Source organism: Brachybacterium horti, assembly GCF_054777615.1.
Genome location: NZ_BAAHAM010000002.1, coordinates 551,315 through 576,610, shown reverse-complemented (window position 1 = coordinate 576,610; position 25,296 = coordinate 551,315). Strand labels below are relative to the sequence as shown.

The window sequence follows — 25,296 nt, the reverse complement described above, 5'->3', positions numbered from 1 at the left end:
TGCCCTGCGCCGGGCACGGTCGCGGCGTGCGCAAGCTCTCCGCCCCGCCTGCCGGCCCCGACGCCGCGGCCCGGGACAATGGACGGGTGCTCATGCTGCTGCCGCCCTCCGAGACGAAGACCCGCCCCGCCGACGGAAGCGCACCGCTGGATCCGTCGACGCTCACCCACCCGGAGCTGGCGCGGGCGCGGGAGACGATGCTGAGGGCGGCGCGGCGCACCGCCGAGGGGCGCGACGGCGGGGAGCGCCTCGGCGTGCCCGCCTCCTCCCCCGAGCTCGTGGCGCGGATGGCCGCGATCCACGAGGAGCCCGCGGGGCCGGCCATCTCCGTCTACTCCGGGGTGCTCTACGACCAGCTCTCCGCCGGCGCGGTGATCCCCGAGGACCGACGGGTGCTCATCATGAGCGCCCTGCTCGGCGTCGTCGACGCCGCCGGGGACCACGTGCCCGCCTACCGGCTCTCCGCCGGGTCCCGCGTGCAGCGGCTCGGAGCGGCCGGGCCCTGGTGGTCCACCCACCTGAAGCCGCTGCGCACGCGCCTGCTCGAGGAGACGGGGGCGGGGCCCTCGCCGCTCGTGGTCGACTCCCGCTCGGGGGCGTACCGCTCGATGCTCCCGCTGCGCAGCGGGCACGGGGCGCGGGTTCTGCAGGTCGCACCCGTGCAGGAGCGGGGAGGCGTGCGGAAGGTGATCTCGCACGATGCGAAGCGCTACCGCGGGATCGTCACCCGGGAGCTGATCGCCGCCCCGGAGCTGCCCGGCGACGCGGACGCCCTCGTGGACCTGCTGCGCGAGCGTCTCGCCGCGGTGCCGGGGGTCGCCGGTGCGCCGCTCGGCGTCGAGCTCGACGGGGATCAGCTCGTGGTCGTGGACCCGGTGGGCTGAGGCCCCTCCCCCGATCCGCCGGGGCCCTCCGTGCCGCCGTCGTCCTCCGTGGCATCGTCGACGGATTCCGCCGCGGTGATCGCGGCGCGCAGTCGCTCCCGCACCTCCGCGATCCCGCCCCGGGCGTCGATCCGCCGCGCCCGCGGGCGGATCTCCTCGATCCGCTCGAGCGAGGCGATCATCCGCGGCGCGTCCGTCGGCCCGGCGAGGACGCTGTTCACCGGGTGCTCGGGCCGGTCCGGTCGTTCCGCACGGGCCGCGAGCCGGGCGGCGAGCACGGAGGCGTCGAGATCGAGCACGAGCTCGTGGAAGCGGGCACCGTGGTGGCGGGCCGCCTCCTCGAGCGCCGCGGGGAACCCGGGCCGGGCGAGGTACTGCCCGAGCACCGCATCGGCTCCGGCGGCGAGCTGCGCCTCGACGAGCACGAGGGCGAGCTCCCGTGCCCGGAGCCCGGCCCGCTGCGGGTCACCGGGCCAGGAGCCGAGGCCGTGCTTGATCTGGTCGACGTCGATCGCGAGCGCGGCGGGGTCGCCGGCGACGAGCTCCCGGGCGAGCGTCGACTTCCCGCTCCCGGGCGCGCCGTTGAGGAGGACCAGTCGGGCCACGGCTCAGCCCGCGCGCCCGGTCCAGGGATCGGTGGTGCGCGCGGAGACGGCCACCTCGAGACCGGGAAGGGCCGCGGTCAGCAGCTCCTGGGCGAGCGGGAGCCACAGGGCCTCGCTCGCGGCGTGCGGCACGTCCACGAGCGCCGGGACCGCGAGCGGGTCCGCGGCGGACTCCACGTGTTCGAGGGCCGGATGGTGGCGGAGGTCCGAGGTGACGTAGGCGTCCGCCCCCACCGCGGCGGCGTCCGCGAGGAAGGAGTCCCCCGCGCCGGGGCAGACGGCGAGGGTGCGGACGATCCGGCCCGGGTCGCCGGTGCGGAGGATGCCGCGGGCTGTCGCGGGGACGATCCCGGCGATCCGCTCGCTGAGCGCGGCGACGCTCATCGGTGCGGGGAGCGTGCCCACGGCGCCCAGGCCGAAGCGGGAGGAGCCGTGGCCGGCGCCCTCGCGGGCGGTCGCGTCCCGTCCCTCGGCGCCGCCGCCGAGGGGGCGGGCGTCCTGCAGGTCGAGGGCCCGGATCCAGGCGCCGACGGTGCCGAGGGTGGAGCGGTCCACGTTCGTGTGCCCGCACCACAGGCCGACGCCGGCGCGCAGCAGGGCGGTGACGACCGCGCCCTTGCCGTCGTCTGCCGGGAGGAAGCTCGCGCCGCGCAGCAGCAGCGGATGGTGGGTGACGAGCAGCTGGTGACCGCCGTCGATCGCCTCGCGGGCCACGTCGAGCGTCGGGTCGACGGCGAGCAGCACGGAGCGCACCGGCGCCTGCCGCTCCCCCAGCACGAGGCCCGCGCGGTCCCAGTCCTCCGCCCAGGAGAGCGGGTAGGCCTCCTCGAGGACGCCGACGACGTCGCCGAGCACCGGGGCACCCATCAGGCGCCCAGCACGCGGGTCTCGACGAGCGCGGCCTGGAACGCCTTCCAGGACATGAGCACGCACTTCACCCGGTTGGGGAACTTCGCGGCGCCCACCAGCGCGATGCCGTCGCCGATGATCTCCTCGTCCCCGGCCTGCTTGCCGCGGGCATGCATGACCTGGTCCATGTGGGCGGCGATCGGCTCGATCTCGGCGAGCGTGCGCCCGATGAGCAGGTCGCTCATGATCGAGGCGGAGGAGCGGCTCATCGCGCAGCCCGTCGCGTCGTAGGAGACGTCCTCGACGCGCACGGCGCCGTCCTCCCCGGTGCCGAGGTGCACGCGCAGGGTGATCTCGTCGCCGCAGGTGGGGTTCACGTGGTGGACCTCGGCGTCGAAGGGCTCGCGCAGCCCCGCGTGGAGAGGGCGCTTGTCGTGCTCGAAGATGATGTCGGTGTACAGGGAGGTGAGATCCATGGGGTCTCCGATCACTCGAAGCGGGCGAAGAAGTCGATGACGGCGCCCATGCCCTCGACGAGCGCATCGACCTCCTCCGGCGTGGTGTAGACGGAGAAGGTGGCACGCGTGGTGCCGGGCACGCCGTAGCGGCGGTGCAGGGGCCAGGCGCAGTGGTGGCCCACCCGCACCTCGACGCCGCGGGAGTCGAGCACCTGGCCCACGTCGTGGGGGTGGCGCCCCTCGAGGACGAAGGACACGGCGCCCACCCGGTCCGGACCGGGGCCAGGGCCCAGGATCCGCACCCCGGGGAGGGCGGCGAGGCCCCGCACGGCGCGGTCGGTGAGCTCGCGCTCATGGGCGGCGACCGCGTCCATGCCGAGCGCGGAGAGGTAGTCGCAGGCGGCGGCGAGCCCGACGGCCTGGGAGATCATCGGGGTGCCCGCCTCGAAGCGGGCCGGCGGCTCGGCGTAGGTCGTGCGCTCCATGGTCACGGTCTCGATCATGGATCCGCCGGTGATGAAGGGCGGCAGCTGCTCGAGGATCTCGTGGCGTCCCCAGAGCGCGCCGATCCCCGTCGGCCCCAGCATCTTGTGCCCGGAGAACGCGGCGAGGTCCACGCCGAGGCCCGGCAGGTCCACGCTCATGTGAGGCACGGACTGGCACGCGTCGAGCACCACGAGCGCGCCCACGGCGTGGGCGGCCTCGGCGAGCTCGGCGACCGGGTTCACGGTGCCCAGCACGTTGGACTGGTGGGTCAGGGCGAGCACCTTGGTGCGCTCGGTGAGGAGGGAGCCCAGGTCGGAGAGGTCGAGGTGGAAGTCGTCGCCGAGCGGGATCCAGCGCAGCGTGGCGCCGGTGCGCCGCGCGAGCTCCTGCCAGGGCACGAGGTTCGCGTGGTGCTCCATCTCGGTCACGAGGATCTCGTCGCCCTCGCGCACCCGCAGCCGCTCCGGCGTCGAGGCGTCCCCGTTGCCCAGCGAGTAGGCGACGAGGTTCAGCGCCTCGGTCGCGTTCTTCGTGAACGCGATCTCCTCGGGTCGCGTGGCGCCGACGAAGCCGGCGACGGTCTCCCGCGCGGTCTCGTAGGCGTCGGTCGCGGCCTCGGCGAGGCGATGGGCCCCGCGCTTGACGGCGGCGTTGTCGTGACGGAGGAAGGCGACCTCGGCGTCGATGACCTGCTGGGGGCGTTGGGCGGTCGCTCCGGAGTCCAGGTAGATCAGCGGGGTGGTCTCGTCGAGCCGGCGGCCGAGGATCGGGAAGTCCTCCCGGATCCGGGCCACGTCGAGCGGGGACGGGACGGTGGACGCCTGCGGCGCGGTCATGCGGTGCCTTCCCATAGGGGACCTTGGGGGTCCTCCAGTATAGGAACGGGAGGCGCCGCCGGCGGTGCCGGGGTCGGGCACGCCACGTCGGGCTCATCCGCGGTCACGCGCACCGAGCGACATGCATCGCGGGCACCCGTCGGACCCGTGCAGGACACGAGCAGGGCGGGGATGCCAGACTGGGCCCGTGGGCACCGTCATCCTCATCGTCTTCGCGATCGCCATCGTCACCACGCTGGTGGTGATGATCCCGCGCACCGTGCGCGCCCTGCGCGCCGACGCGGCGCGACCCCGATCGGAGCGCGAGCGTGAGCGCGACTCCCGCTCCGCCGTCATCTGGCTGCTCGTGGTCGTGATCGTCGTCGGAGCGCTGTGCCTGGCCTACCTGCTGACGCGCAGCGCCTGAGCGCGAGCGCCCTCGCGGCGCGGCTGCGCACCGCCGGCAGCGTCTTCGCCGAGGAGGAGGCACAGCTGCTCCTCTCCCGGGCCCGCTCCGCCGAGGAGCTCGAGGAGCTCGCCGCGCTCCGGATCGCCGGGGCCATGCTCGAGCACGTGGTGGGCGAGGTCGAGTTCTGCGGGCTGCAGCTGCCGCTCGGCCCCGGCTGCTTCGTGCCCCGGCGCCGCACGCGCCTGCTCGCCCGGCTCGCGGTCGCCGCCCTGCGCGGTCACCCCGCCTCGCCCCGCGACCTCCGGTTCGTCGAGGTCTGCTGCGGCATCGCCCCGATCGCCGCGGTCGTGCACCGTGCGCTGCCCACCGTCTCCCTGGACGTGGCGGACGTGGACCCGGTCCCGCTCGCCCACGCACACCGCCACCTGCCGCCCACGGCCGGCGTGCACCGCGGGGACCTGCTCGATGCGCTCCCAGCGTCGCTGCGCGGCGCGGTCGACGTGATCGCGGCGGTCACCCCCTACGTCCCGACCACGGCGCTGCCGCTCCTCCCCCGCGAGGTGCGCGAGCACGAGAGCGAGCTCGCGGTGCACGGCGGGGAGGACGGGCTGGACCTCGCGCGGCGGCTCGTGACCGAGGCGCCGACCTGGCTCGCCCCGGGCGGGATGCTGCTGCTCGAGCTGCACCGGGAGCAGGCCGCCCTGCTCGCACGGAAGGCATCGGATCCGGCGCTCACGGCCCGGTTCCACGGCGCGCTCGACGGACGCACCGGAGTGCTCGCCCTGCGTCGAGGGTGCTGATCGGGTGGGTCGTGAGGGGTTCGAACCCCCGACATCCACGGTGTAAACGTGGCGCTCTACCGGCTGAGCTAACGACCCCGTCGGGGCGAGGCCCCGTGGGCGCCGCCCCGGGAGGACGGCGCCGGTGGATCACTGACGGGAGGCGAGGCGGGTGCCGGTCCAGTCCGCGGCGAGGCTCACGGTGCTCATGACGCGCAGGCCCGCGGTGCCCGCGGCCTCCTGGACCTCGCCGGGGGTGACGTGGCCGTCACGGCCGGCCTTGGGCAGCAGCAGCCAGATCGGCCCGCCCGCGGTGAGGGTGGTCAGGGTGTTGATGAGGGCGTCGGTGAGGTCGCCGTCCTCCTCGCGCCACCACATGATGACGGCGTCGACGATCTCCTGGCAGTCCTCGTCCTCGAGCTCCTCGCCGATGGCGTCCTCGATCGCGTCCCGCAGATCGAGGTCGACGTCGTCGTCGTACCCGAACTCCTGCACGATCTGCCCCGTCGAGAGGGCCATCACCTCTACGGGCGAGCTGGTGGCATTGACGTCGGACGACGGTGACAAGAACGGACTCCTCACGGGACGGGGATGACGGACGGCGCACGAGCGGCGCCGGATGCGGAGCGGACGCCCGGGGACAGAGGCCCAGAGGCACTGCTGCGCGCAGGTCGATGCTATCCCACGGCCCGTCGGCACGCACCGGCGGGGGCGGGATCCTCGGCCCGCCCGCCCTCCTCCACCCGCGGCGCGTGTCGGGTCTCTCACGGTCCCAGGGGCCGACAGGACCGTCGGGAGCGGTGCGCACGACGGTAGGCTGGCGGGCACCATGGCCGAAGGTCCGGGCGCACCGTCGCACCATCCGTCGGCTGGTCCGACGCCTCCCGTAGAGAGAAGGACAGTGTGAGTTCGTTCGAGACGCCTCGTCCCATCGGTATCAACCTGCCCAGCCATGCGCAGGATCCTGATCCCGAGGAGACGCGGGAGTGGCTGGACTCCTTCGACGGCCTCGTGGAGCAGCGCGGTGAGGACCGCGCCTCCGAGATCGTCCAGAACCTCATCCAGCATGCCCGCCACCAGGATCTCCACCTGCCCGATTCGCTGACGACGGACTACGTCAACACGATCCCGGCGGATCAGCAGCCCGAGTACCCCGGTGACCTCCGCCTCGAGCGCGAGATCCGCGACATCAACCGCTGGAACGCGGCGATGATCGTCCATCGCGCCCAGCGCCCCGGCGTCTCCGTCGGCGGCCACCTCTCGAGCTACGCCTCGATCGCGACGATGTACGAGGTGGGCTTCAACCATTTCTTCCGCGGCCGTGACCACGAGGGCGGCGGCGACCACGTCTTCTTCCAGGGCCACGCCTCCCCCGGCATCTACGCCCGCGCTTTCCTCCAGGGCCGCCTCACCCAGGAGCAGCTCGACGGGTTCCGCCAGGAGAAGTCCAGCCCCGTCGGCATGCCGTCCTACCCGCACCCGCGGGCGATGCAGGACTTCTGGGAGTTCCCGACGGTCTCGATGGGCATCGGCCCGGTCAACGCGATCGAGCAGGCCTCGTTCGACAAGTACCTCCACAACCGCGGTCTCAAGGACACCTCCCAGCAGCACACCTGGGCGTTCCTCGGCGACGGCGAGATGGACGAGGTCGAGTCCCGCGGCGCGCTGCACATCGCCGCCAAGGAGCACCTGGACAACCTCACCTTCGTCGTGAACTGCAACCTGCAGCGCCTCGACGGCCCGGTGCGCGGCAACGGCAAGATCATCCAGGAGCTCGAGGCGCAGTTCCGCGGTGCGGGCTGGAACGTCATCAAGGTGATCTGGGGCGCGGGCTGGGACCCGCTGCTCGAGGCCTCCGACGACGGCGCCCTCATCGACCTCATGAACTCCACCCCGGACGGCGACTTCCAGACCTACCGGGCGGAGAACGGCGGCTTCATCCGCGACAACTTCTTCGGTCGCGACCCGCGCACGAAGGCGCTCGTCGAGGACATGTCCGACGACGACATCTGGTGGAAGCTCAACCGCGGCGGCCACGACACCCGGAAGATCCACGCCGCCTTCCAGGCCGCGATGGACCACAAGGGCCAGCCCACGGTGATCCTCGCGCACACCATCAAGGGCTACCGCCTGGGCAAGAGCTTCGCGGGCCGCAACGCGACCCACCAGATGAAGAAGTTCACGCTCGAGGACCTCAAGGCCCTCCGCGACACCCTGAACATCCCCTTCACCGACGAGCAGCTCGAGTCCGGCAGCGTCTACGACGCCCCGCTCTACGTGCCCGAGCCCGACTCCGAGGTCATGCGCTACTTCGAGTCCCGTCGCGCCGAGCTCGGCGCGGTGCCCTCGCGCCGCACCGAGCACACCCCGCTGCCGATGCCCGAGGAGAAGGTCTGGGAGGTCGCCAAGCGCGGCTCCGGCAAGCAGGAGATCGCCACGACCATGGCGCTCGTGCGACTGCTCAAGGACCTGCTGCGCGACAAGCAGAGCGGCAAGCGCTGGGTACCGATCATCCCCGACGAGGCGCGGACCTTCGGCATGGACTCGCTGTTCCCGACGGCGAAGATCTACAACCCCGACGGCCAGAACTACCTCTCGGTGGACCGCGACCTGCTCCTGGCCTACAAGGAGTCGGTGCAGGGCCAGATCAAGCACATGGGCATCAACGAGATCAGCTCGACCTCCGCGTTCACCGCGGCGGGCACCTCGTACTCCACCCATGACCTGCCGATGATCCCTCTCTACATCTTCTACTCGATGTTCGGGTTCCAGCGCACCGGCGACTTCTTCTGGGCCGCCGGCGACCAGATGGCGAAGGGCTTCGTCATCGGAGCGACCGCCGGCAAGACCACCCTCGCCGGCGAGGGCCTCCAGCACATGGACGGCCACTCCCCGATCCTCGCCTACACCAACCCGGGCACGGTCATCTACGACCCGGCGTACGGCTACGAGATCGGGCACATCCTGCGCGACGGCCTGCAGCGGATGTACGGGGAGGACGAGACCCGCCTCCAGGAGGTCTTCTACTATCTCACCGTCTACAACGAGCCGATCGTGCAGCCGGCCGAGCCCGAGGGGCTCGACGTCGAGGGTCTGCTCAAGGGCATGTACCTGCTCGAGGGCGCCGCGGAGAGCGAGGGTCCCGAGGTCCAGCTGCTCTCCTCCGGCGTCGGCGTGCCGTGGGCCCGCCACGCCCGCGAGATCCTCGCGGAGGACTGGGGCGTGCGCGCGAGCGTGTGGTCCGTGACCTCCTGGACGGAGCTGCGCAAGGAGGCCCTCGAGGCGGAGAAGCACAACCTGCTCCACCCCGAGGACCAGCGCACCCCGTGGATCTCCTCCCGCCTGCAGGGCGTGACCGGGCCGTTCGTCGCCTCGAGCGACTACGACTTCCTGGTCCCGGACCTCATCCGCGAGTGGGTCCCGGGCAGCTACGGCGTGCTCGGCGCCGACGGCTGGGGCTTCTCCGACACCCGTCCGGCCGCCCGACGCCACCTGAAGATCGACGCGCACTCCATGGTCGTCAAGGCTCTGCAGCTGCTCGCCCGCGAGGGCAAGGTGGACCCGTCGGTGGTCCGCCAGGCGCTCGACAAGTACGACCTGACGAACGTGAACGCCGGCCAGTCCGGGTCGTTCGGCGGCGAGTCCTGATCCACGCACCGGGCCGTCCGTCCTCCGGGACGGGCGGCCCGGTGCCGTCTCCCCTCACCCCCGCGGGTCCCGCCGTCCGGTCGGCCCGCCCCGTCCACTCCCTTGGAGGTCCCCGTGCTCGCGATCGTCTGCCCCGGACAGGGGGCGCAGAAGCCCGGCTTCCTCGCCCCGTGGCTCGAGCTGCCCGGCGTCGAGGCGTCCCTCTCCGGGCTCTCCGAGGCCGCGGGCGTCGACCTTCTCCGCCACGGCACCGAGTCCGATGCGGAGACCATCCGCGACACCGCGGTGGCCCAGCCGCTGCTGGTCGCCGCGGGTCTGACCGCCGCGGACTGCCTCACCGAAGGGGACGGCTTCGCGGCCGGCGCGCAGGCGGATCTGCTCGCCGGTCATAGCGTGGGCGAGGTGACCGCCGCGGCCCTGTCCGGTGTTCTCACGGCCGAGGACGCGATGCGACTGGTCGCCGTGCGCTCCCGGGCCATGGCGACCGCCGCCGCGGCCGAGCCGACCTCGATGGCCGCGGTCGTAGGCGGAGTGCGCGACGAGGTCATCGCAGCGATCCGCGAGCACGATCTGGCGCCGGCGAACCTGAACTCCGCCGCCCAGGTGGTCGCCGCGGGCACCGCCGCGCAGATCCAGGCCCTCGTGGAGAACCCTCCGGCTCGTGCCCGCGTCATCCCGCTGCAGGTCGCGGGGGCCTTCCACACCGCCTTCATGGCCGGGGCCCGGGAGGAGCTCGCCGCCTTCGCCCCCGGCCTGACGGTCTCGGATCCCCTGGCGCAGTGCCCGCTGGTGTCCAACGCGGGCGGCGAGATCGTGACCACGGGCTCCCGCTACCTCGAGCTGATCGTCGACCAGGTCTCCGCTCCGGTGGACTGGGAGTCCTGCATGGGGGTCTTCGCGCAGAAGCAGGTGACCGGGATCCTCGAGGTGGCCCCCGCGGGGACGCTCACCGGCCTCGCCAAGCGGGAGCTGAAGGGCGTCGCTCTGATGAACCTCAACACCCCCGACGATCTCGAGGCCGCACGGGCCTTCGTCGCGGAGCACGGACTGTTCTCCTCGGGCTCCGACGACCGCTCCAGCGCGCATCAGGAGGACTGACCATGGCACCCGCGCTGAAGACCCAGCCCGTCGTCGCCGGCTCCCGGGTGCTCGCCTACGGCGCCGCCCGCGGCGACCTGGTGGTCCCCAACGACGACCTCGTGGGCCCCATCGACTCCTCCGACGAGTGGATCCGCCAGCGGACCGGCATCGTCACCCGCACCCGCGCGTCCCGCGAGGTGGGCGTCAAGGACCTCTCCCTCGCCGCGGCGAAGGAGGCGATCGAGCGCTCCGGCATCGACCTCGAGACCCTCGACGCGATCATCGTCTCGACGATATCGTTCCCCTACCCGACCCCGTCGCTCGCGACCCTGCTCGCCGGGGAGCTCGGCCGTCCCGACGTCATCGCCTACGACATCTCCGCCGCGTGCGCGGGCTTCGCCTACGGCATCGGCCAGGCGGACGCGCTGATCCGCTCGGGCAGCGCCCGGAACGTGCTGGTCATCGGCGCGGAAAAGCTCTCGGACTTCGTCTCCCCCACCGATCGCTCGATCTCGTTCCTGCTCGGCGACGGCGCGGGCGCGGCCGTGGTCGGCGCGAGCGACGAGCCGCTGATCGGCCCGACCGTGTGGGGCTCCGACGGCGACAACTGGAGCACGATCCGGATGACCGGGTCGATGATCGACTACCGCGACGGCACCGCCGAGTGGCCCACGCTCGAGCAGGACGGCCGCACCGTGTTCCGCTGGGCCGTGTGGCACACCGCGGAGAAGATCCGCGAGATGCTCGAGCTGTCCGGCCTGACCGTCGACGACATCGACGTGTTCGTGCCGCACCAGGCGAACATGCGCATCATCGACGAGCTCGCCAAGCAGCTGAAGCTGCCCGAGCGCGTCGTCATCGGGAGGGACATCGCGGAGACCGGGAACACCTCGGCCGCGTCGATCCCGCTCGCGACCCATCGTCTGCTCGAGGAGGGCTCCGCGAGCAGCGGTGACGTCCTCGTGCAGTTCGGCTTCGGCGCGGGCCTCGCCTACGCCGGCCAGGTGATCGTGCTCCCCTGAGCACCCGCCACCCGGTGCGGCATGTCGTGACCGTCACGCCGCGCCGGACCAGGACGGACCATCACCGCTCGGACTCCGTCCGTCGCGGGTAGTCTGTCCCCGCCAGAGAAACCGACCCACAAGGAGCACCCATGGCCAGCACCGAGAACGAGATCCTCGAGGGCCTCGCCGAGATCGTCAACGAGGAGACCGGTGTCGCCACGGAGGACGTCAAGCTCGACAAGTCCTTCACCGACGACCTCGACATCGACTCCATCTCGATGATGACCATCGTCGTCAACGCCGAGGAGAAGTTCGACGTCCGCATCCCCGACGAAGAGGTCAAGAACCTCGTCACCGTCGGCGACGCCGTCACCTACATCGCGGGCGCCCAGTCCTGACCCGCTCCTGGCGCCCGGGGCCTCTGGTCCCGGGCGTCGCTGCACCTCGCCCCTTCCCGTCCCCGTCGTTCCGGAGGTCCAGATGACCGCTCCTCGCCCCCGTGTCGCCGTCACCGGTCTCGGCACCGTCAACCCCCTCGGCGGCGATATCGCCACCACCTGGGAGAACGCGCTCAAGGGCACGTCGACGGCCCACACCCTCGACAACGACTGGAAGGAGCGCTACGGCCTCGCCGTGGACTTCGCGTGCGAGGTCACGATCGACCCGTTCGACGTGCTCGCCCGTCCCGAGGCGAAGAAGCTCGACCCCTCCGGCCAGTTCGCCCTCATCGCCGCGCGCGAGGCGTGGTCCGACGCCGGCACCCCCGAGGTGCCCGGTGAGCGCCTCGGCGTCGTCATCGGCACCGGCATCGGCGGCGTCTGGACGATCCTGGACCAGTGGGACGTGGTCCGGGAGCGCGGCGCCCGCCGCGTGAACCCCTTCACCGTCCCGATGCTCATGGCGAACTCCTCGAGCGCGCACATCGAGATCGAGCTCGGCGCGAAGGCCGGGGCGCACACCCCCGTCTCCGCGTGCGCCTCCGGCGCGGAGGCCGTCGCCCAGGGCTTCGACATGATCCGCTCCGGCCGCGCCGACGTGGTCGTCGTGGGCGGCACCGAGTCCTGCGTGCACCCGCTGCCCCTCGCCGGCTTCGCGAACATCCGCGCGCTCTCCACGCGGACCGACGATCCCGAGCACGCCTCCCGCCCCTACGACACCGATCGCGACGGCTTCGTCCTCGGTGAGGGCGCCGCCGTGCTCGTGCTCGAGTCCGAGGAGCACGCCGCCGCCCGCGGTGCGCGCGTCTACGCCTACGTGGCCGGCCGCGGCATGGCCTCGGACGCGCACCACATCTCCGCCCCCTCCGCGGAGGGCCAGGCCCGCGCGGTGCGAGAGGCGCTCGAGGACGCCGGTCTCGAGGCGGGGGACGTCAAGCACGTCAACGCCCACGGCACCTCGACCCCGCTCGGCGACATCGGCGAGCTGAACGCCGTCTCCCAGGCCCTCGGAGGCGTCACCGACCAGCTCGTCGTCACCTCGACGAAGTCGATGACCGGTCACCTCCTGGGCGGCGCGGGCGCGCTCGAGTCGGTCTTCTCCGTGCTCGCGGCGCACCACCGCATCGCCCCGCCGACGATCAACATCGAGAACCTCGACCCCGAGACCCCGATGCGGGTCGCGCAGAATGCGCCGGCGGAGCTCCCCTCGGGTGATCTCGCGGTCCTGAACAACGCCTTCGGGTTCGGCGGTCACGACGTGGCCGTGATGTTCACGAGCGCCTGATTCGACCCGTCACGCAGAACGCCCCGTCCCGGTGATCCGGGCGGGGCGCTCTGCGCGAGGGGCGGGCGGCGCGGGGACCGTCCGACAGGTGGTGGCGCGCGGCGGCTCCGACGACCGGCAGGAGGTGGCGGCGCCATCGGGCGCCGGTGGGCGGTTCAGCCCACGCGATGGAGCCAGCGCATCGGTGCGCCCTCGGCGCCGTGCCGGTAGATCTCGAGCTCCTCGTCCCAGGGCTCGCCGAGCGCGATGCCGAGCTCGCGGTGCAGTGCCGTGGGATCCGCGCCCGCCCGTTCCATCGCGCCGCGCACCTGGTCCTCACCGAGCACCGTGTTGCCGGCGCGATCGGTCATGGCGTAGTGGATGCCGAGGTCGGGGGTGCAGCTCCAGCGAGAGCCGTCCTGCCGGGTGGTGGCCTCCTGGGTCACCTCGAAGCGCACCTCGTGCATGCCGCGCAGGGCGCTCACGAGGCGGGCGCCGGTGTCCTCCCGGCCGCGCCAGGTCATCTCGCCGCGGAGCATCCCGCGGTGGGCGGGCTGCTCCTCCCAGCGGATGCGGCACGGCATGCCGAGGACTCCGCTCGCGGCCCACTCAATGTGAGGGGTGAGGGCGCGCGGGGCGGAGTGGATGTGGACAACACCCTGGGTCATCGCGTTCCTTCCGGTCTCCGAGACGTCTTCCCCACGAATCGGCGGACAGGATGCAGGCTGCGATGGACTGCAGGTGGCGGACCGAGGCCCGGGGACAGACTAGAGGGTCTCGCGGATGGCGCGCAACGCCTGCTTGCGCACGGAGCGCTCGAGGCCGTCGATGTACAGCGCCCCGTCGAGGTGGCCCACCTCGTGCTGGATGAGGCGCGCGATGATCCCCTCCCCCTCGAGCTCGATCTCCTGCCCCTCGACGTCCATGCCGACGCAGCGCGCGTAGGCGGAGCGGGTGCGCGGGAACCAGAGGTTCGGGACGGAGAGGCAGCCCTCGTCCCCGTCCTGCAGCTCGTCCGAGAGCTCGACGATGACGGGGTTGAGGATGCAGCCCAGCGGCTGCTCGAGGTCCGGGAGGTTCCAGGAGAAGGCGCGCACGGAGACGCCGATCTGGTTCGCGGCGACCCCCGCGCGGCCCTCGTCGTCGACGGTGTCCACGAGGTCCGCCACGAGGCGGCGCGTGGAGTCCGTGATCTCGCGGACGGGATCGCAGGGAGTGCGCAACACGGGATCGCCGACGATCCGGATGGGGCGGATGCTCATCGGGCGTCCTCCTCCGTGACGGTCTCGCCCTCGGCGCCGAGGATCCGGTGCGTGACCTCGACCCCCGGGACGATGCTGCGCTCGACGGTGCAGGCGGCGGCGACCGCACGGCCGAACACCTTCACGACCGCGGCGATCTCCTTCTCGTCCAGGCCCTCGAGGGGGAGCTGGATCTCCTCGCCGATGCGGAGGTAGCGGTCCTGCTCGGCGTCGGACTCGTCGTGCGCCCACAGTCGCATCGGGAACTCCTCGCCGAGGCGGCGCGCGAGGGTGCGGTCCGAGCTCATGCCCGCGCAGCCGAGCAGCGCGATCTTCAGCAGCTCGCCGGGGTTGACCTGCCCCTCACCGGAGCCGATGGGGATCTCGACGCCGCGCTGGTTGCGGCCCACGAGCGACCGCTCGCCCACGCGGTCCACCCAGACGCTCGCCTCGGTGACGCCCTCGGGGAGCGGGAAGCTGTCGTGGGGCAGGACCATGGGATCTCCCGGGTGACGGAGGGGTGGGATGGGGAACGAGAACAGCCCCGGCGCTGGGCCGGGGCTGTTCTCGGTGATACTGGCTCCCGCGACTGGACTTGAACCAGTAACCGTTCGATTAACAGTCGAATGCTCTGCCGATTGAGCTACGCGGGATCGACCTGGACGACTCTAGCAAGCCTCCGGCCTCCTCGCATCCCGAATCGGCCTCCGACCGGTGACTATGCCCTAAATCACGACTCGGTGGGGCGCAGCGCGCCGTCCATCGGGCTCTTCGGGGCGGAGGGGTCGGTGGAGGCCCGCACGAGCAGCTCGGGCTCAACCACCCGGGACGAGAGGGCGCCCGAGCGGCGGGCCGCCCTGTGCGACGAGGGCCTGCAGCCCGGTGGTAGATTCAGCGCGGCCCTCCTGCAGGGCCGAGGCCCAGTAGCTCAGCCGGTCAGAGCAGCGGACTCATAATCCGTCGGTCGAGGGTTCAAGCCCCTCCTGGGCTACTCCGCTCCGGCGCACCCCGAGCTCGTCGGCCGGCCCGTGCCGAGGAGATCGAGGATCGCCTCCTCACCCACGCTCGACCTGGTCGACGCGCGGAGACGGTCCGAGCCTGCCGCCGTCGGCCCCCGCACCCCCTCGAGGGTGCCGGCGAGGCGGAGGCCGCGCCCGGGCATCGGGGGACGGAGGGGCCGAGGGCGGCTAATCGCCCGCGCCCCGGAGCGAGCGACGACGCTCCTGCACCTGGGCGAGACGGCCGAGGATCTCCTGATAGCGCTCGCCGTCCGAGGGATCCGTCCGCTGCAGGCGCTGCTTGAGCACCGAGTACTCGCGCGTGATCGACAGCTCCGTGAGCCGGTCCATGAGCGAGTCGCCGAGCTTCTCGAGGGCCGGCTCGGTGCGCGCGGGCAGCTCGAGGTTCGCGATCTCCACGATGAGCGGGCGCACCGTCTCCCCCGCGATCTCGAGGACCTGCTCGAGGTAGCGGGCAGGGTGCAGGGCACCGGAGACCGCGTCGAGCAGGGTGCCGGCGGCGAGCATGACGTCCCACACGCCCTGCAGGGAGAGGACGTGGAAGGCGTCGTCCGGGAGGGCGGCGACCTTCGCCTCGTCGAGCAGCTGCGGGGCCTGGAGCATGACGGCGAGGGACTGCACCTCGACCTGTCCGACCGGGTCGCGGCGGCTGACGACGTCCGCGAGGCGCGGCACCGGCAGTGCGGGGGCCTCGTCCTCCTCGGGAGGGCGGGTCCCCGAGGGCGGCTCGACCGTCTCGGCGTGGCGGCCACCGCTGCGCCCCTCGGAGCGGGCGGCGTCGTGCACGGCGCGCAGCACCGTCCGCTCGTCCATGCCGAGCCAGCCGGCGAGCCGCCGTGCGTACTCGGGGCGCATCGCCCGGTCCCGGATCCCGGCGACGACCGGCGCCGCCATGCGCAGCGCCGTCACCTGTCCCTCGACGGTGTCGAGGTCCACCTGCGCGATCGCGCTGCGGATCGCGAACTCGAACAGCGGGCGGCGGGACTCCACGAGGTCCACGACGGCCTGGTCGCCGTGGGCGATCCGCAGCTCGCAGGGGTCCATGCCGCTCGGCTCGACGGCCACGTAGGTCTGAGCGACGAAGCGCTGGTCCTCCTCGAAGGCGCGCAGCGCGGCCTTCTGCCCGGCGGCGTCGCCGTCGAAGGTGAAGACGACCTCGCCGGCGAGGCCGCGACCGTCGGTGTTCAGGCGCAGCCCGGCCGAGGGGTTCGAGTCGCCCATGACGCGGCGCACGATCTTCACGTGGTCCGCGCCGAAGGCGGTGCCGCACGAGGCGACGGCGGTGGTGACACCGGCGAGGTGCGCGGCCATGACGTCGGTGTAGCCCTCGACGACGACGACCCGGTGCTGGGTCGCGATCTCCTTGCGGGCGAGATCCAGCCCGTAGAGCACGCTGGACTTGTGGTAGATCGCCGTCTCCGGCGTGTTCAGGTACTTGGGGCCCTTGTCCTGCTCGAGCAGGCGACGGGCGCCGAAGCCGATCGTGTTGCCGGTGATGTCGCGGATCGGCCAGACGAGCCTCCCGCGGAAGCGGTCGTAGACCCCGCGCTGGCCCGCGGAGACGAGGCCGCTCGCGGTGAGCTCCGCCTCGGTGAAGCCGCGGCCCCGGAGCACGTTCGTGATCGAGTCCCAGCCCTCGGGGGCGAAGCCGACGCCGAAGCGCTCGGCCGCCTCGCGGTCGAAGCCGCGCTCGGTGAGGAAGCGCCGGCCGATCTCCGCGGCCTCGGTGCCGAGCTGCTCGCGGTAGTACTCCTCCGCGATCGCGTGCGCGTCCAGGAGACGGCGGCGGGTGCCGAAGTCGGGACGGTCGCCGCCGCCCTTGCCGCTCTCCTCGTACTGGATCTGCACGCCGTACTTCGCGGCGAGCATCTCGACGGCCTCGACGAAGCTCAGGTGGTCGATCTTCTGGACGAAGGCGATGACGTCCCCGCCCTCGCCGCAGCCGAAGCAGTGCCAGTGGCCCAGCTGGGGCCGGATGTGGAAGCTCGGGGTCTTCTCGTCGTGGAAGGGGCACAGGCCCTTCATCGAGCCGATGCCGGCGCCGCGCAGGGTGACGTGCTCCCCCACCACCTCGTCGAGCCGTGCCCGCTCGCGCACGAGCTCCACGTCGGAGCGTCGGATCAGTCCCTGGGCCACGGGCTCAGAGCTCCGCGCCGAGGCCGGGCAGCGGGGTGTCCGCCGCGGTGACGTGCGTGGCGCCGCGGTCGAAGAGCCGCTCGTGGAGGCGCCCGGCGGTGACGTCGGTGTAGGAGGCGATCTGGTCCACGATCACGCGGCGGCGGGCGTCGTCGTCCTCCGCGGCCTCCCACAGCTCGGCGAAGAGCGGGCTGAGGTGCGTGGTGCCGGTGTTCCACAGCTGCGCGTAGAGGTCGCGGATGATCTCCTCCTGCCGCTCGTAGACGGGCTGCTGCGAGGCGGAGGACATGACGTACGCGGCCGCGAGGCCTTTGAGCACGGCGATCTCGAGGCGGGACTCCTCGGGCAGCTCCGCCTGGCCGCGGTAGCGGGCGAGCGGGGCGTCGCCGTGGCGCTCCCGGGTGGTCGTCACGACGGCCCGGGTGAAGCGGCCGATCAGCTGGCTGGCCATGTCCTTGAGCGCGGCGGCGGAGCGCATGTCGCCGGTGAAGTCGAGCACCCACCAGGGCTCCGCCTCGAGCCGGCCGAGCGCCTCGTCGAGTGCGGCGATCGACTCGCCGGGCACGTACCAGTCCTGGACGACGTAGAGCGCCGCGGCCCGCTCCATCGGGTCCCGCAGGCGTCGCAGGTCCAGGGTCCCGCCGGTGACGGCGTCCTCGACGTCGTGGACGGAGTAGGCGATGTCGTCGGCGAGGTCCATGACCTGCGCCTCGAAGCACTTGCGCCCCGGGATCGCGCCCTCTCGCGCCCAGGTGTAGACGTCGAGGTCGTCCGCGTAGGCTCCGAACTTCGGGGAGGCCGGGTCCGGTCCCTCGGCTCGGGCCCAGGGGTACTTGATCGCGGCGTCCACCCCGGCGCGGGTGAGGTTCAGGCCGTAGGGACGGTCCTCGTCGATGACCTTGGGCTCGAGCCGGGTGAGCAGGCGGAGGGTCTGCGCGTTCCCCTCGAAGCCGCCGAAGTCCTCGGCGATCGCGTCGAGGACCTTCTCGCCGTTGTGGCCGAAGGGCGGGTGGCCGAGGTCGTGGGAGAGGCAGGCGGCGTCGACGACGTCGGGGTCGCAGCCGAGCTCGGCGCCGATGTCACGACCCACCTGGGCCACCTCGAGGGAGTGGGTGAGACGGGTGCGGACGAAGTCGTCGGAGCCGGCGCCGAGGACCTGCGTCTTCGCGCCGAGGCGGCGCAGCGCGGAGGAGTGCAGGACCCGTGCCCGGTCGCGCTGGAAGGGCGTGCGGGCCTCGGACTTGGGCTCCTCGGGGGCCCAGCGCTCGAGGTCGGGCTCCGTGTAGCCGACGGGGACCCGGGCCGCGCGCGCGGGCGCCGCGGCGGAGGTCGAGGAGGCGGCGGTGGTGCTCATCCCTCAGCCCCCCGAGACGTCGAGCTCGGCCTCGTGGAGGCTCTCCCGGTGATCGGCGCTCAGCGAGCGGCTGTCCATCCAGCCCTGGGGCACGACGGCGTTGCGGGCGTGCCCGCTGCGCCCGCGCGGTCCCTCCACGGCCTCGCCGGGGTACGGCGCGTCCAGGTCGAGGTCCGCGAGCTTCTCGTCGAGGTCCGCGAGGGACTCCATGGTGGTCAGGCGACGACGCATGTCCCCGCCGACGGGGTAGCCCTTGAAGTACCAGGCGACGTGCTTGCGCAGGTCGCGGACGCCGCGGCCCTCATCCTCGTAGAACTCGGCGAGCAGCTCCGCGTGGCGGCGCACGATCGCCGCGACGTCGCCGAGACCCGGGCGCACGCGTTCGTCGCTGCCGGAGAACCCGGCGGCGAGATCGGCGAAGAGCCACGGCCGGCCCTGGCAGCCGCGGCCGACGACGACGCCGTCGGCCCCGGTCTCGTCCATCATCCGCAGGGCGTCCTCGGCGGACCACACGTCGCCGTTGCCGAGCACCGGGATGTCGGTGACGGTCTGCTTGAGGTCGGCGATCGAGGTCCAGTCGGCGGTGCCGGAGTACTGCTCCTTGACGGTGCGGCCGTGCAGGGTGATCGCGGCCGCGCCGACCTCCTGGGCGATGAGGCCCGCGTCGCGGTACGTGAGGTGGGCGTCGTCCACGCCCTTGCGGGTCTTGAGCGTGACGGGCACGTCCCCGGCGGCGTCGACCGCGGCGCGGAGGATGCGGGTGAACAGCTCGTCCTTCCAGGGCAGCACGCCGCCTCCTCCGCGACGGGTCACCTTGGGCACGGGGCAGCCGAAGTTGAGGTCGATGTGGTCCGCGGCGTCCCGCTCGAGGATCATCTCGATGCTGCGGGCGACGACGGTCGGGTCGACCCCGTAGAGCTGCACGGAGCGCGGGCGCTCGCGATCGGCCATCCGCAGCAGGCGCCAGGACTCGGTGTGGTCCTCGATGAGGGCGCGCGTGGTGACCATCTCGGTGGGGAACAGGCCGCCGTCGTCGACGCTGTGCCGGGCACCGAACTCGCGGCACAGCACGCGGAAGGCCATGTTCGTGACGCCGGCCATCGGCGCGAGCATGACGGGGGTGTCGACGGTGAGCGGGCCGATCGTCAGCGGCCGTCGCTCGCGGGAGCCCTGCGCCGGGGCGGGCACGGATCCGGCGGGGGCTGCCGACCTCGCGTCGGCTCTCGCGGCGGTGCCGGGCGCGGAGCCGTCCGGTGAGGTGGGGGCGTCGTGGAGAAGGGTCATCGTCTGCCGATTGTCCCACCCGGGCCCGTCGCGCGGGAGGCGCCGCTGGGGTGATGTGCATCCGGCTGTCCTGGGGAGGGCCGGCCGTTCTCGGCGGGACGAGGGCCGATGACGCCCGATGACCCGGGGGTGCGGGCCCGGCGGCGGGGACCTAGGCTGTTCTTGACCCTTCAATCACCCTGGTCGGCATGCGCCCGGCCATGAGGAGCAGCCATGACCTCCCCCGCCGACTCCCCCGCCCCCGCGGCAGGACCCCTCGCCCATCTCGGCATGGGGTTCCTGGCCTTCGTCGACCACACCGGCATCGACGCCGCCGGCGGCCGCTCCCACGGGCTCGACGACGGCCTGGACCTCTTCGCGCGGGCCGAGGGCATGGGCCTGGACAACGGCTACGTGCGGCACCGCCACCTGCAGGACTACCTCTCCTCCCCGCTGCCCTTCCTCGCCGCCGCCGGACAGCGCACCTCGACCCTGATTCTCGGCACCGCGCTCATCCCGCTGCGCTTCGAGAACGCGGGACGGCTCGCCGAGGACCTCGCGACGACGGACCTCCTGGTGAGCGGCCGCCTGCGGATCGGGGTCGGCTCCGGTTACGCGAAACAGGACCACGTCAACGAGCGCGCCTTCGGCCCCGTGCCCGAGGGCGTGCGCCCCCGCGTGGACGCCGTGCTCCACGACCTCCTGGATTTCGTGGGCGGCGAGCAGGTCTCCACGGCGGACGAGTTCTTCGAGACCGAGGCGGAGGGCACGCCGCTGCGGATCCGCCCGCAGGTGGCCTCGCTGCGCTCCCGGATCGCCTACGGTGCGGGATCGGTGGCGAGCGCGGAGCGCGCCGGGAAGCTCGGCATCGGCCTGCAGGTCTCCACGCTCCAGCCCGGAGAGGCGGGCCGCTCCTTCGAGGAGCTCCAGCTCGCGGTCATCGAGGCGTACCGCGCCGCGAGCCGCGCAGCCGGTCACGGCGAGGGGCATGTCTCAGCGAGCCGGCAGATGCTCCCGGTCGCCGATCCCGCGGACCTCGAGGCCTTCGCGGACCTCATCGAGCGCGACCGCTCCCGCCAGCAGGCGATGCGCGAGGGCGGCGCGGGGATCGGCGGCATGGCCGTCGCCTTCGGCCGCGTCGTCGCGGACGCCCCGGAGGCCGTGGCCGCCTTCCTCGCGGAGGACCGCGCGCTCGCCGCGGCGGACGAGCTCGTGCTCGCCCTCCCCTTCGGCCATCCGTACCCCGTGGTGCGCCGGATCCTCACCACCTGGGCTGAGCAGGTCGTCCCGCTGCTGCGCGGGGCCTGACGCGACCGGCCACCACGGCCCGGAGCGGACCGCGAACGGACGAGGCCCCCGCCCCGCTGCTGCGGGACGGGGGCCTCGGGCCGCGCGGCTCAGGCGCCGAGCAGACGCGCCGCGAGGTAGGACTCGACCTGGTCGAGGGCGACGCGCTCCTGCGCCATCGTGTCGCGCTCGCGGATCGTCACCGCCTGATCGCCAGCGGTGTCGAAGTCGACGGTGATGCAGAACGGGGTGCCGATCTCGTCCTGGCGGCGGTAGCGGCGACCGATCGCCTGGGAGACGTCCATGTCGACGTTCCAGTGCTTGCGGAGCTTCGTGGCGAGCTCCTCGGCGCGGGGCACGAGGTCCTCGCTCTTGGACAGCGGCAGCACCGCGGCCTTGACGGGCGCGAGGCGCGGGTCGAGCTTGAGCACGGTGCGCACGTCGACGCCGCCCTTGGTGTTGGGCGCCTCGTCCTCGGCGTAGGCGTCCACGAGGAAGGCCATCATCGCGCGGGTGAGGCCGAAGCTGGGCTCGATGACGAACGGCGTGTAGCGCTCGTTCGCGGCCTGGTCGAAGTACTGCATCTTCGTGCCCGAGCCCTCGGTGTGGCTCGAGAGGTCGAAGTCGGTGCGGTTGGCGATGCCCATGAGCTCGCCCCACTCGCTGCCGGAGAAGCCGAAGCGGTACTCGAGGTCGATCGTGCCGGCGCTGTAGTGCGCGCGCTCGTCCTCGGGGACGTCGAAGCGGCGGAGGTTCTCCTCCTTGATGCCGAGATCGATGTACCAGTCCCAGCAGGCCTCGACCCACTCCTTGAAGTGCTGGTCGGCCTCCGCCGGCGGCGTGAAGTACTCGATCTCCATCTGCTCGAACTCGCGCGTGCGGAAGATGAAGTTGCCGGGGGTGATCTCGTTGCGGAAGGACTTGCCGACCTGGCCGATGCCGAAGGGGGGCTTCATGCGCGTGGCGGTGACCACGTTGAGGAAGTTCACGAAGATGCCCTGCGCGGTCTCGGGGCGCAGGTAGGCGAGGCCGGCCTCGTTCTCGACGGCGCCGAGGTAGGTCTTCATGAGCCCGGAGAACTGCTGGGGCTCGGTGAACTCGCCGCGCACGCCGCAGTGGGGGCACGGGATCTCGGCGAGGCCGCCCTCGGGCTCACGGCCCTTCTTCGCCTCGAACTCCTCGAGCAGGTGGTCCTCGCGGAAGCGGTTGTGGCAGCTGCGGCACTCGACGAGGGGGTCGGTGAAGGTCGCGACGTGGCCGGAGGCCTCCCACACCTTCGAGGGCAGGATGATCGAGGAGTCCAGGCCCACCATGTCGCCGCGGGACTGCACGAAGGTGCGCCACCACTGCTTCTTGATGTTCTCCTTGAGCTCCACGCCCAGGGGGCCGTAGTCCCATGCGGAGCGCGTACCGCCGTAGATCTCACCGGCCGGGAACACGAAGCCGCGCTTCTTGGCGAGTGCGATGACGTTGTCCAGCGTGCTGGCGGGGGCCTTGGCCACGGGGGTGCTCCTGGTGACGGGTGGGACGGACGGTGCCCCAGCATAGCCAGCCCCGCGGCTGTGACGGTGCCCACGAATGCCGCATCTCACCGCGGTGCCGCTTGCCGTCGGCCGCACTGCTCGTGAGAATGATTGTCATGTCGTTCGCACCCAGCCGCCGCCACCTCCTCGCCCTCCTCGGCGCCGCCTCCGGCACCGCGGTCCTCGCCGCCTGCGGGGAGGGCGGATCCGGCTCCGACGGCAAGCCCGCCGTGGTCGCCGCCTGCTACCCCATGGAGTACCTCGCGACCCGCGTGGCCGGTGACCACATCGACATGATCCAGCTCGCGACGCCGGGCGCCGACGCCCACGGCCTCGAGCTCTCCGTCAAGCAGACCCTCGAGATCCAGAAGGCCGCCCTGGTGCTCCAGATCCCCGGCCTCGCCACCGCCCTCGACGACGCGATCGCGAGCGAGGGCAGCGACAACGTGCTCGACGTCTCGAGCGTCGTCACCCTGCTCGCGAGCTCCGGCGAGGACGAGCACGAGCACGAGGAGGACGGATCCGGCGACGACGGCGAGGAGCACGACCTCGCCGGCGACGACCCCCACCTGTGGCACGACCCGCAGCGCATGGCGGACATCGGCGACGCGATCGCGAAGCGCCTCGGCGAGCAGCTGCCGGACGTCGCCGAGGAGCTCACCGCGAACGCGACGACCCTCCGCTCGGACCTCGAGGCCCTCGACACCGAGCTCGAGGAGGACTTCTCCTCGGTGAGCGGGAGCCGCACCTTCGTCACGAGCCACACGGCCTTCGCCTACCTCGCGAACCGCTACGACCTCCACCAGGTCGGGATCAGCGGCGTGGACCCCGAGACCGAGCCGTCCCCCCAACGTCTCCTCCAGCTCGAGCAGGTCGTGAAGGACGAGGCGGTCACGACCATCTTCTTCGAGACCACGGCCTCCCCCAAGGTCGCTCAGACGCTCGCGGAGAACGTCGGCGTCACCGCCGCGGAGCTCGACAACCTCGAGACCCAGCTCTCCGAGGACCAGGACTACCCTGCGGTCATGCGCAGCAACGCGAAGGCCCTGATGGCGAGCTGGTCATGAGCCGTCCCTCTTCCGATCCCGTGCTCGAGGCGCGCGACCTCCGCGTGAGCCTCGGCGGCTCCCCCGTGCTCGACGGCGTGGATCTCCGGATCGCGCCCGGCGAGATGGTCGCCCTGCTCGGTGCGAACGGCTCGGGCAAGTCCACCCTGCTGCGGGCGCTGCTGGGCCTGCTGCCCCTCGAGTGCGGCGAGGTGGCCCTGCTCGGCTCCCCCGCCCGTCGCCGTGCCGGGCACTCGCGCCTGGGCTACGTGCCCCAGGACAGCTCGAGCGGCGGCTCGATCCCGGCCACCGCCCGCGAGGCCGTCGCCGCCGGGCTGCTGGGACCGCGCACCTGGACCGTGCGCCGCAGCGACCGCCGCGTCCAGGAAGCGCTCGACGCCGTGGGCCTCGGCGACCTCGCCGACCGACCCGTCACCCGCATGTCCGGCGGTCAGCGGCGCCGCGTGATGATCGCGCGCGCCCTCGTGCGCCGCCCCGAGCTGCTCGTGCTCGACGAGCCCTTCGCCGGCATCGACCTGCCCACCCAGGAGCTCATCGCCGGCCTGTTCCGGGACCTCTCCGCGAGCGGCACCACGATCCTCGTCGTCCTCCACGAGACCGGCGCGCTCGCCGAGCACCTCAACCGCGCCGTCGTCCTCGACCACGGCCGCATCGTGCACGACGGCCCTGTCGCCGCCCTGCCCGCGCAGTCCCACGGCGACGACCACGACGACCACAGCGGCCCCGCGGGGCACATCGACGACTGCCTCGGACAGGAGATCCACCCCGCATGATCTCGCCCCTCGAACTCCTCACCTCCGACGTCCTGCGCTACCCGCTGATCATCGCCGTGCTCATCGGTCTCACCGCGCCCGTCGTGGGCACCTTCCTCGTCCAGAAGAAGCTCTCCCTGCTCGGCGACGGGCTGGGCCACGTGGCCCTCACGGGCGTGGCCGTCGGCTGGCTCGTGGGCGCCTGGCTCGCCGCGAGCCCCGCGGACCTCCTCGCGATCCCCGGCGCGCTCGTCGCCTCGATGATCGGCGCGATCGCGATCGAGTACGTCCGCGAGATCGGGCACACGAGCAGGGACGTCGCCCTCGCGATCCTCTTCTACGGCGGCATCGCCGGCGGAGTCGTCATCATCAAGCTCGCGGGAGGCACCTCCCAGTCGCTCATGGGCTATCTCTTCGGCTCGCTCTCGACCGTCACCGGGCCCGACGTCATCATCGCGGTGGTGCTGGCGGTCGTGGTGCTCGGGATCGGCCTCGGCCTGAACGGGCTGCTCGCCGCCGTCACGAGCGACGAGGAGTTCGCGCGCGCCTCGGGCCTGCCCGTGCGCGCCGTCAACGTGCTCATCGCGATGATGGCCGCGCTCACCGTCACCCTCTCCATGCGGATCGTGGGCGCGCTCATGGTCTCCGCGCTCATGATCGTCCCCGTCGCCGCCGCCCAGACCCTCGTGGTGGGCTTCGCGCGGACCATGCGCACGGCCATGGTCATCGCGGTCGTGTGCGCCGTGGCGGGGCTCATCATCACCGCGAGCGTGGACCTCCCGCCCGGCGGCGTCATCGTCCTCCTCACGATCGGCGTCTACGTGCTCGGACTCGTCGTCAAGGCGGTGCGACCCACGCCCTCGCGGCGCCCCGCGGCCGAGCCGACACGGGCCCGGGCATGACGCGGCACGGGTCACCGGGGATGGAGGTCCCGAC

General features: G+C 72.5%; 24 protein-coding genes and 3 tRNA genes. 13 read left to right on the top strand and 14 right to left on the bottom strand.

The window, feature by feature from the left end; genetic code table 11:
- The first annotated feature begins 26 nt into the window (after window positions 1-26).
- On the top strand, window positions 27-884 hold the full coding sequence (locus ACYVAP_RS07865; protein ID WP_498860234.1) for a YaaA family protein: 858 nt from the start codon (window positions 27-29) through the stop codon (window positions 882-884).
- Here ACYVAP_RS07865 and ACYVAP_RS07860 read toward each other — a convergent pair.
- Genes ACYVAP_RS07860 through ACYVAP_RS07845 form a run of 4 tightly spaced genes read right to left on the bottom strand, consistent with a single transcriptional unit; the run spans window position 854 to window position 4,118 of the window.
- Window positions 854-1,489 carry an AAA family ATPase gene (locus ACYVAP_RS07860; RefSeq protein WP_498860233.1) on the bottom strand — a complete coding sequence of 212 codons (636 nt, stop codon included), beginning with the start codon at window positions 1,487-1,489 and terminating at the stop codon, window positions 854-856. The genes ACYVAP_RS07865 and ACYVAP_RS07860 overlap by 31 nt on opposite strands.
- A gap of 3 nt (window positions 1,490-1,492) precedes the next feature.
- Window positions 1,493-2,356 carry a Nif3-like dinuclear metal center hexameric protein gene (locus ACYVAP_RS07855; RefSeq protein ID WP_498860232.1) on the bottom strand — a complete coding sequence of 288 codons (864 nt, stop codon included), beginning with the start codon at window positions 2,354-2,356 and terminating at the stop codon, window positions 1,493-1,495.
- On the bottom strand, window positions 2,356-2,814 hold the full coding sequence (gene sufU / locus ACYVAP_RS07850) for a Fe-S cluster assembly sulfur transfer protein SufU (RefSeq protein WP_259359836.1): 459 nt from the start codon (window positions 2,812-2,814) through the stop codon (window positions 2,356-2,358). The genes ACYVAP_RS07855 and sufU overlap by 1 nt, the downstream gene beginning before the upstream one ends.
- An 11-nt stretch (window positions 2,815-2,825) precedes the next feature.
- Window positions 2,826-4,118 carry an aminotransferase class V-fold PLP-dependent enzyme gene (locus ACYVAP_RS07845; protein ID WP_498860231.1) on the bottom strand — a complete coding sequence of 431 codons (1,293 nt, stop codon included), beginning with the start codon at window positions 4,116-4,118 and terminating at the stop codon, window positions 2,826-2,828.
- A 187-nt stretch (window positions 4,119-4,305) separates the two neighbouring features.
- Here ACYVAP_RS07845 and ACYVAP_RS07840 point away from each other — a divergent pair, with 187 nt between their 5' ends.
- A complete protein-coding gene (locus ACYVAP_RS07840) occupies window positions 4,306-4,524 on the top strand; it encodes a hypothetical protein (RefSeq protein ID WP_137770727.1) in 219 nt (72 codons plus the stop codon).
- Complete coding sequence (locus tag ACYVAP_RS07835) at window positions 4,491-5,306, top strand: class I SAM-dependent methyltransferase (RefSeq protein WP_498860230.1); 816 nt, start codon at window positions 4,491-4,493, stop codon at window positions 5,304-5,306. Before ACYVAP_RS07840 ends, ACYVAP_RS07835 begins: the two co-directional genes overlap by 34 nt.
- A gap of 5 nt (window positions 5,307-5,311) precedes the next feature.
- Here ACYVAP_RS07835 and ACYVAP_RS07830 read toward each other — a convergent pair.
- Window positions 5,312-5,384, bottom strand: a tRNA-Val gene (locus ACYVAP_RS07830).
- A 51-nt stretch (window positions 5,385-5,435) separates the two neighbouring features.
- A complete protein-coding gene (locus ACYVAP_RS07825; RefSeq protein ID WP_498860229.1) occupies window positions 5,436-5,852 on the bottom strand; it encodes a DUF3052 domain-containing protein in 417 nt (138 codons plus the stop codon).
- A 336-nt stretch (window positions 5,853-6,188) separates the two neighbouring features.
- Here ACYVAP_RS07825 and aceE point away from each other — a divergent pair, with 336 nt between their 5' ends.
- The 5 genes from aceE to ACYVAP_RS07800 all read left to right on the top strand — a co-directional run bounded on the left by aceE (window position 6,189) and on the right by ACYVAP_RS07800 (window position 12,739).
- Window positions 6,189-8,933 carry a pyruvate dehydrogenase (acetyl-transferring), homodimeric type gene (gene aceE, locus ACYVAP_RS07820; protein ID WP_498860228.1) on the top strand — a complete coding sequence of 915 codons (2,745 nt, stop codon included), beginning with the start codon at window positions 6,189-6,191 and terminating at the stop codon, window positions 8,931-8,933.
- 114 nt (window positions 8,934-9,047) lie between these two features.
- Window positions 9,048-10,031, top strand: coding sequence for an ACP S-malonyltransferase (locus ACYVAP_RS07815; RefSeq protein ID WP_498860227.1), 984 nt, complete (start codon window positions 9,048-9,050; stop codon window positions 10,029-10,031).
- Window positions 10,032-10,033: 2 nt separating this feature from the next.
- On the top strand, window positions 10,034-11,035 hold the full coding sequence (locus ACYVAP_RS07810; protein ID WP_498860226.1) for a beta-ketoacyl-ACP synthase III: 1,002 nt from the start codon (window positions 10,034-10,036) through the stop codon (window positions 11,033-11,035).
- 131 nt (window positions 11,036-11,166) lie between these two features.
- Window positions 11,167-11,415 (top strand): acyl carrier protein, encoded by a 249-nt coding sequence (locus ACYVAP_RS07805; RefSeq protein WP_137770722.1) that lies wholly within the window; start codon window positions 11,167-11,169, stop codon window positions 11,413-11,415.
- 82 nt (window positions 11,416-11,497) lie between these two features.
- Window positions 11,498-12,739: a beta-ketoacyl-[acyl-carrier-protein] synthase family protein gene (locus tag ACYVAP_RS07800; protein ID WP_498860225.1), complete on the top strand. Its 1,242-nt coding sequence runs from the start codon at window positions 11,498-11,500 to the stop codon at window positions 12,737-12,739.
- Window positions 12,740-12,894: 155 nt separating this feature from the next.
- On the opposite strand, the gene ACYVAP_RS07795 is transcribed toward ACYVAP_RS07800, so the two are convergent.
- The 4 genes from ACYVAP_RS07795 to ACYVAP_RS07780 all read right to left on the bottom strand — a co-directional run bounded on the left by ACYVAP_RS07795 (window position 12,895) and on the right by ACYVAP_RS07780 (window position 14,612).
- Window positions 12,895-13,386: a DUF3145 domain-containing protein gene (locus ACYVAP_RS07795; protein ID WP_498860224.1), complete on the bottom strand. Its 492-nt coding sequence runs from the start codon at window positions 13,384-13,386 to the stop codon at window positions 12,895-12,897.
- 99 nt (window positions 13,387-13,485) lie between these two features.
- Window positions 13,486-13,980: a peptide deformylase gene (locus ACYVAP_RS07790; RefSeq protein WP_498860223.1), complete on the bottom strand. Its 495-nt coding sequence runs from the start codon at window positions 13,978-13,980 to the stop codon at window positions 13,486-13,488.
- Window positions 13,977-14,456: an OsmC family protein gene (locus ACYVAP_RS07785; protein WP_498860222.1), complete on the bottom strand. Its 480-nt coding sequence runs from the start codon at window positions 14,454-14,456 to the stop codon at window positions 13,977-13,979. The genes ACYVAP_RS07790 and ACYVAP_RS07785 overlap by 4 nt, the downstream gene beginning before the upstream one ends.
- A gap of 80 nt (window positions 14,457-14,536) precedes the next feature.
- Window positions 14,537-14,612 (bottom strand) — tRNA-Asn (locus ACYVAP_RS07780).
- A gap of 264 nt (window positions 14,613-14,876) precedes the next feature.
- Between ACYVAP_RS07780 and ACYVAP_RS07775 the strand changes: the two genes are divergently transcribed.
- Window positions 14,877-14,950, top strand: a tRNA-Ile gene (locus ACYVAP_RS07775).
- A gap of 196 nt (window positions 14,951-15,146) precedes the next feature.
- Here ACYVAP_RS07775 and dnaG read toward each other — a convergent pair.
- Genes dnaG through dusB form a run of 3 tightly spaced genes read right to left on the bottom strand, consistent with a single transcriptional unit; the run spans window position 15,147 to window position 19,752 of the window.
- Window positions 15,147-17,114, bottom strand: a complete 1,968-nt coding sequence (dnaG, locus tag ACYVAP_RS07770) for a DNA primase (RefSeq protein ID WP_498860221.1) — start codon at window positions 17,112-17,114, stop codon at window positions 15,147-15,149.
- Window positions 17,115-17,118: 4 nt separating this feature from the next.
- Entirely contained in the window at window positions 17,119-18,468 is a 1,350-nt protein-coding gene (locus tag ACYVAP_RS07765) for a deoxyguanosinetriphosphate triphosphohydrolase family protein (RefSeq protein WP_498860220.1), read from the bottom strand.
- A gap of 3 nt (window positions 18,469-18,471) precedes the next feature.
- A complete protein-coding gene (gene dusB / locus ACYVAP_RS07760; protein WP_498860219.1) occupies window positions 18,472-19,752 on the bottom strand; it encodes a tRNA dihydrouridine synthase DusB in 1,281 nt (426 codons plus the stop codon).
- A gap of 213 nt (window positions 19,753-19,965) precedes the next feature.
- On the opposite strand from dusB, the gene ACYVAP_RS07755 reads away from it, so the two are divergent.
- On the top strand, window positions 19,966-21,039 hold the full coding sequence (locus ACYVAP_RS07755; RefSeq protein ID WP_498860218.1) for an LLM class flavin-dependent oxidoreductase: 1,074 nt from the start codon (window positions 19,966-19,968) through the stop codon (window positions 21,037-21,039).
- Window positions 21,040-21,128: 89 nt separating this feature from the next.
- Here the strand turns inward: ACYVAP_RS07755 and ACYVAP_RS07750 are convergent, their stop codons facing one another.
- Window positions 21,129-22,520 (bottom strand): glycine--tRNA ligase, encoded by a 1,392-nt coding sequence (locus tag ACYVAP_RS07750; RefSeq protein WP_498860217.1) that lies wholly within the window; start codon window positions 22,518-22,520, stop codon window positions 21,129-21,131.
- A 137-nt stretch (window positions 22,521-22,657) separates the two neighbouring features.
- On the opposite strand from ACYVAP_RS07750, the gene ACYVAP_RS07745 reads away from it, so the two are divergent.
- The 3 genes from ACYVAP_RS07745 to ACYVAP_RS07735 are packed head-to-tail and all read left to right on the top strand — an operon-like array spanning window position 22,658 to window position 25,262.
- A complete protein-coding gene (locus tag ACYVAP_RS07745) occupies window positions 22,658-23,608 on the top strand; it encodes a metal ABC transporter substrate-binding protein (protein WP_498860216.1) in 951 nt (316 codons plus the stop codon).
- Entirely contained in the window at window positions 23,605-24,381 is a 777-nt protein-coding gene (locus tag ACYVAP_RS07740; RefSeq protein ID WP_498860215.1) for a metal ABC transporter ATP-binding protein, read from the top strand. Before ACYVAP_RS07745 ends, ACYVAP_RS07740 begins: the two co-directional genes overlap by 4 nt.
- On the top strand, window positions 24,378-25,262 hold the full coding sequence (locus tag ACYVAP_RS07735; protein WP_498860214.1) for a metal ABC transporter permease: 885 nt from the start codon (window positions 24,378-24,380) through the stop codon (window positions 25,260-25,262). Before ACYVAP_RS07740 ends, ACYVAP_RS07735 begins: the two co-directional genes overlap by 4 nt.
- Window positions 25,263-25,296 lie beyond the last annotated feature (34 nt).

Coding starts and splice junctions, on each gene's coding strand:
- ACYVAP_RS07855 (WP_498860232.1), bottom strand. CDS start 2,356: ATGGGTGCCCCGGTGCTCGGCGACGTCGTCGGCGTCCTCGAGGAGGCC.
- sufU (WP_259359836.1), bottom strand. CDS start 2,814: ATGGATCTCACCTCCCTGTACACCGACATCATCTTCGAGCACGACAAG.
- ACYVAP_RS07845 (WP_498860231.1), bottom strand. CDS start 4,118: ATGACCGCGCCGCAGGCGTCCACCGTCCCGTCCCCGCTCGACGTGGCC.
- ACYVAP_RS07810 (WP_498860226.1), top strand. CDS start 10,034: ATGGCACCCGCGCTGAAGACCCAGCCCGTCGTCGCCGGCTCCCGGGTG.
- ACYVAP_RS07805 (WP_137770722.1), top strand. CDS start 11,167: ATGGCCAGCACCGAGAACGAGATCCTCGAGGGCCTCGCCGAGATCGTC.
- ACYVAP_RS07800 (WP_498860225.1), top strand. CDS start 11,498: ATGACCGCTCCTCGCCCCCGTGTCGCCGTCACCGGTCTCGGCACCGTC.
- ACYVAP_RS07795 (WP_498860224.1), bottom strand. CDS start 13,386: ATGACCCAGGGTGTTGTCCACATCCACTCCGCCCCGCGCGCCCTCACC.
- ACYVAP_RS07790 (WP_498860223.1), bottom strand. CDS start 13,980: ATGAGCATCCGCCCCATCCGGATCGTCGGCGATCCCGTGTTGCGCACT.
- ACYVAP_RS07785 (WP_498860222.1), bottom strand. CDS start 14,456: ATGGTCCTGCCCCACGACAGCTTCCCGCTCCCCGAGGGCGTCACCGAG.
- ACYVAP_RS07765 (WP_498860220.1), bottom strand. CDS start 18,468: ATGAGCACCACCGCCGCCTCCTCGACCTCCGCCGCGGCGCCCGCGCGC.
- dusB (WP_498860219.1), bottom strand. CDS start 19,752: ATGACCCTTCTCCACGACGCCCCCACCTCACCGGACGGCTCCGCGCCC.
- ACYVAP_RS07755 (WP_498860218.1), top strand. CDS start 19,966: ATGACCTCCCCCGCCGACTCCCCCGCCCCCGCGGCAGGACCCCTCGCC.
- ACYVAP_RS07745 (WP_498860216.1), top strand. CDS start 22,658: ATGTCGTTCGCACCCAGCCGCCGCCACCTCCTCGCCCTCCTCGGCGCC.
- ACYVAP_RS07740 (WP_498860215.1), top strand. CDS start 23,605: ATGAGCCGTCCCTCTTCCGATCCCGTGCTCGAGGCGCGCGACCTCCGC.
- ACYVAP_RS07735 (WP_498860214.1), top strand. CDS start 24,378: ATGATCTCGCCCCTCGAACTCCTCACCTCCGACGTCCTGCGCTACCCG.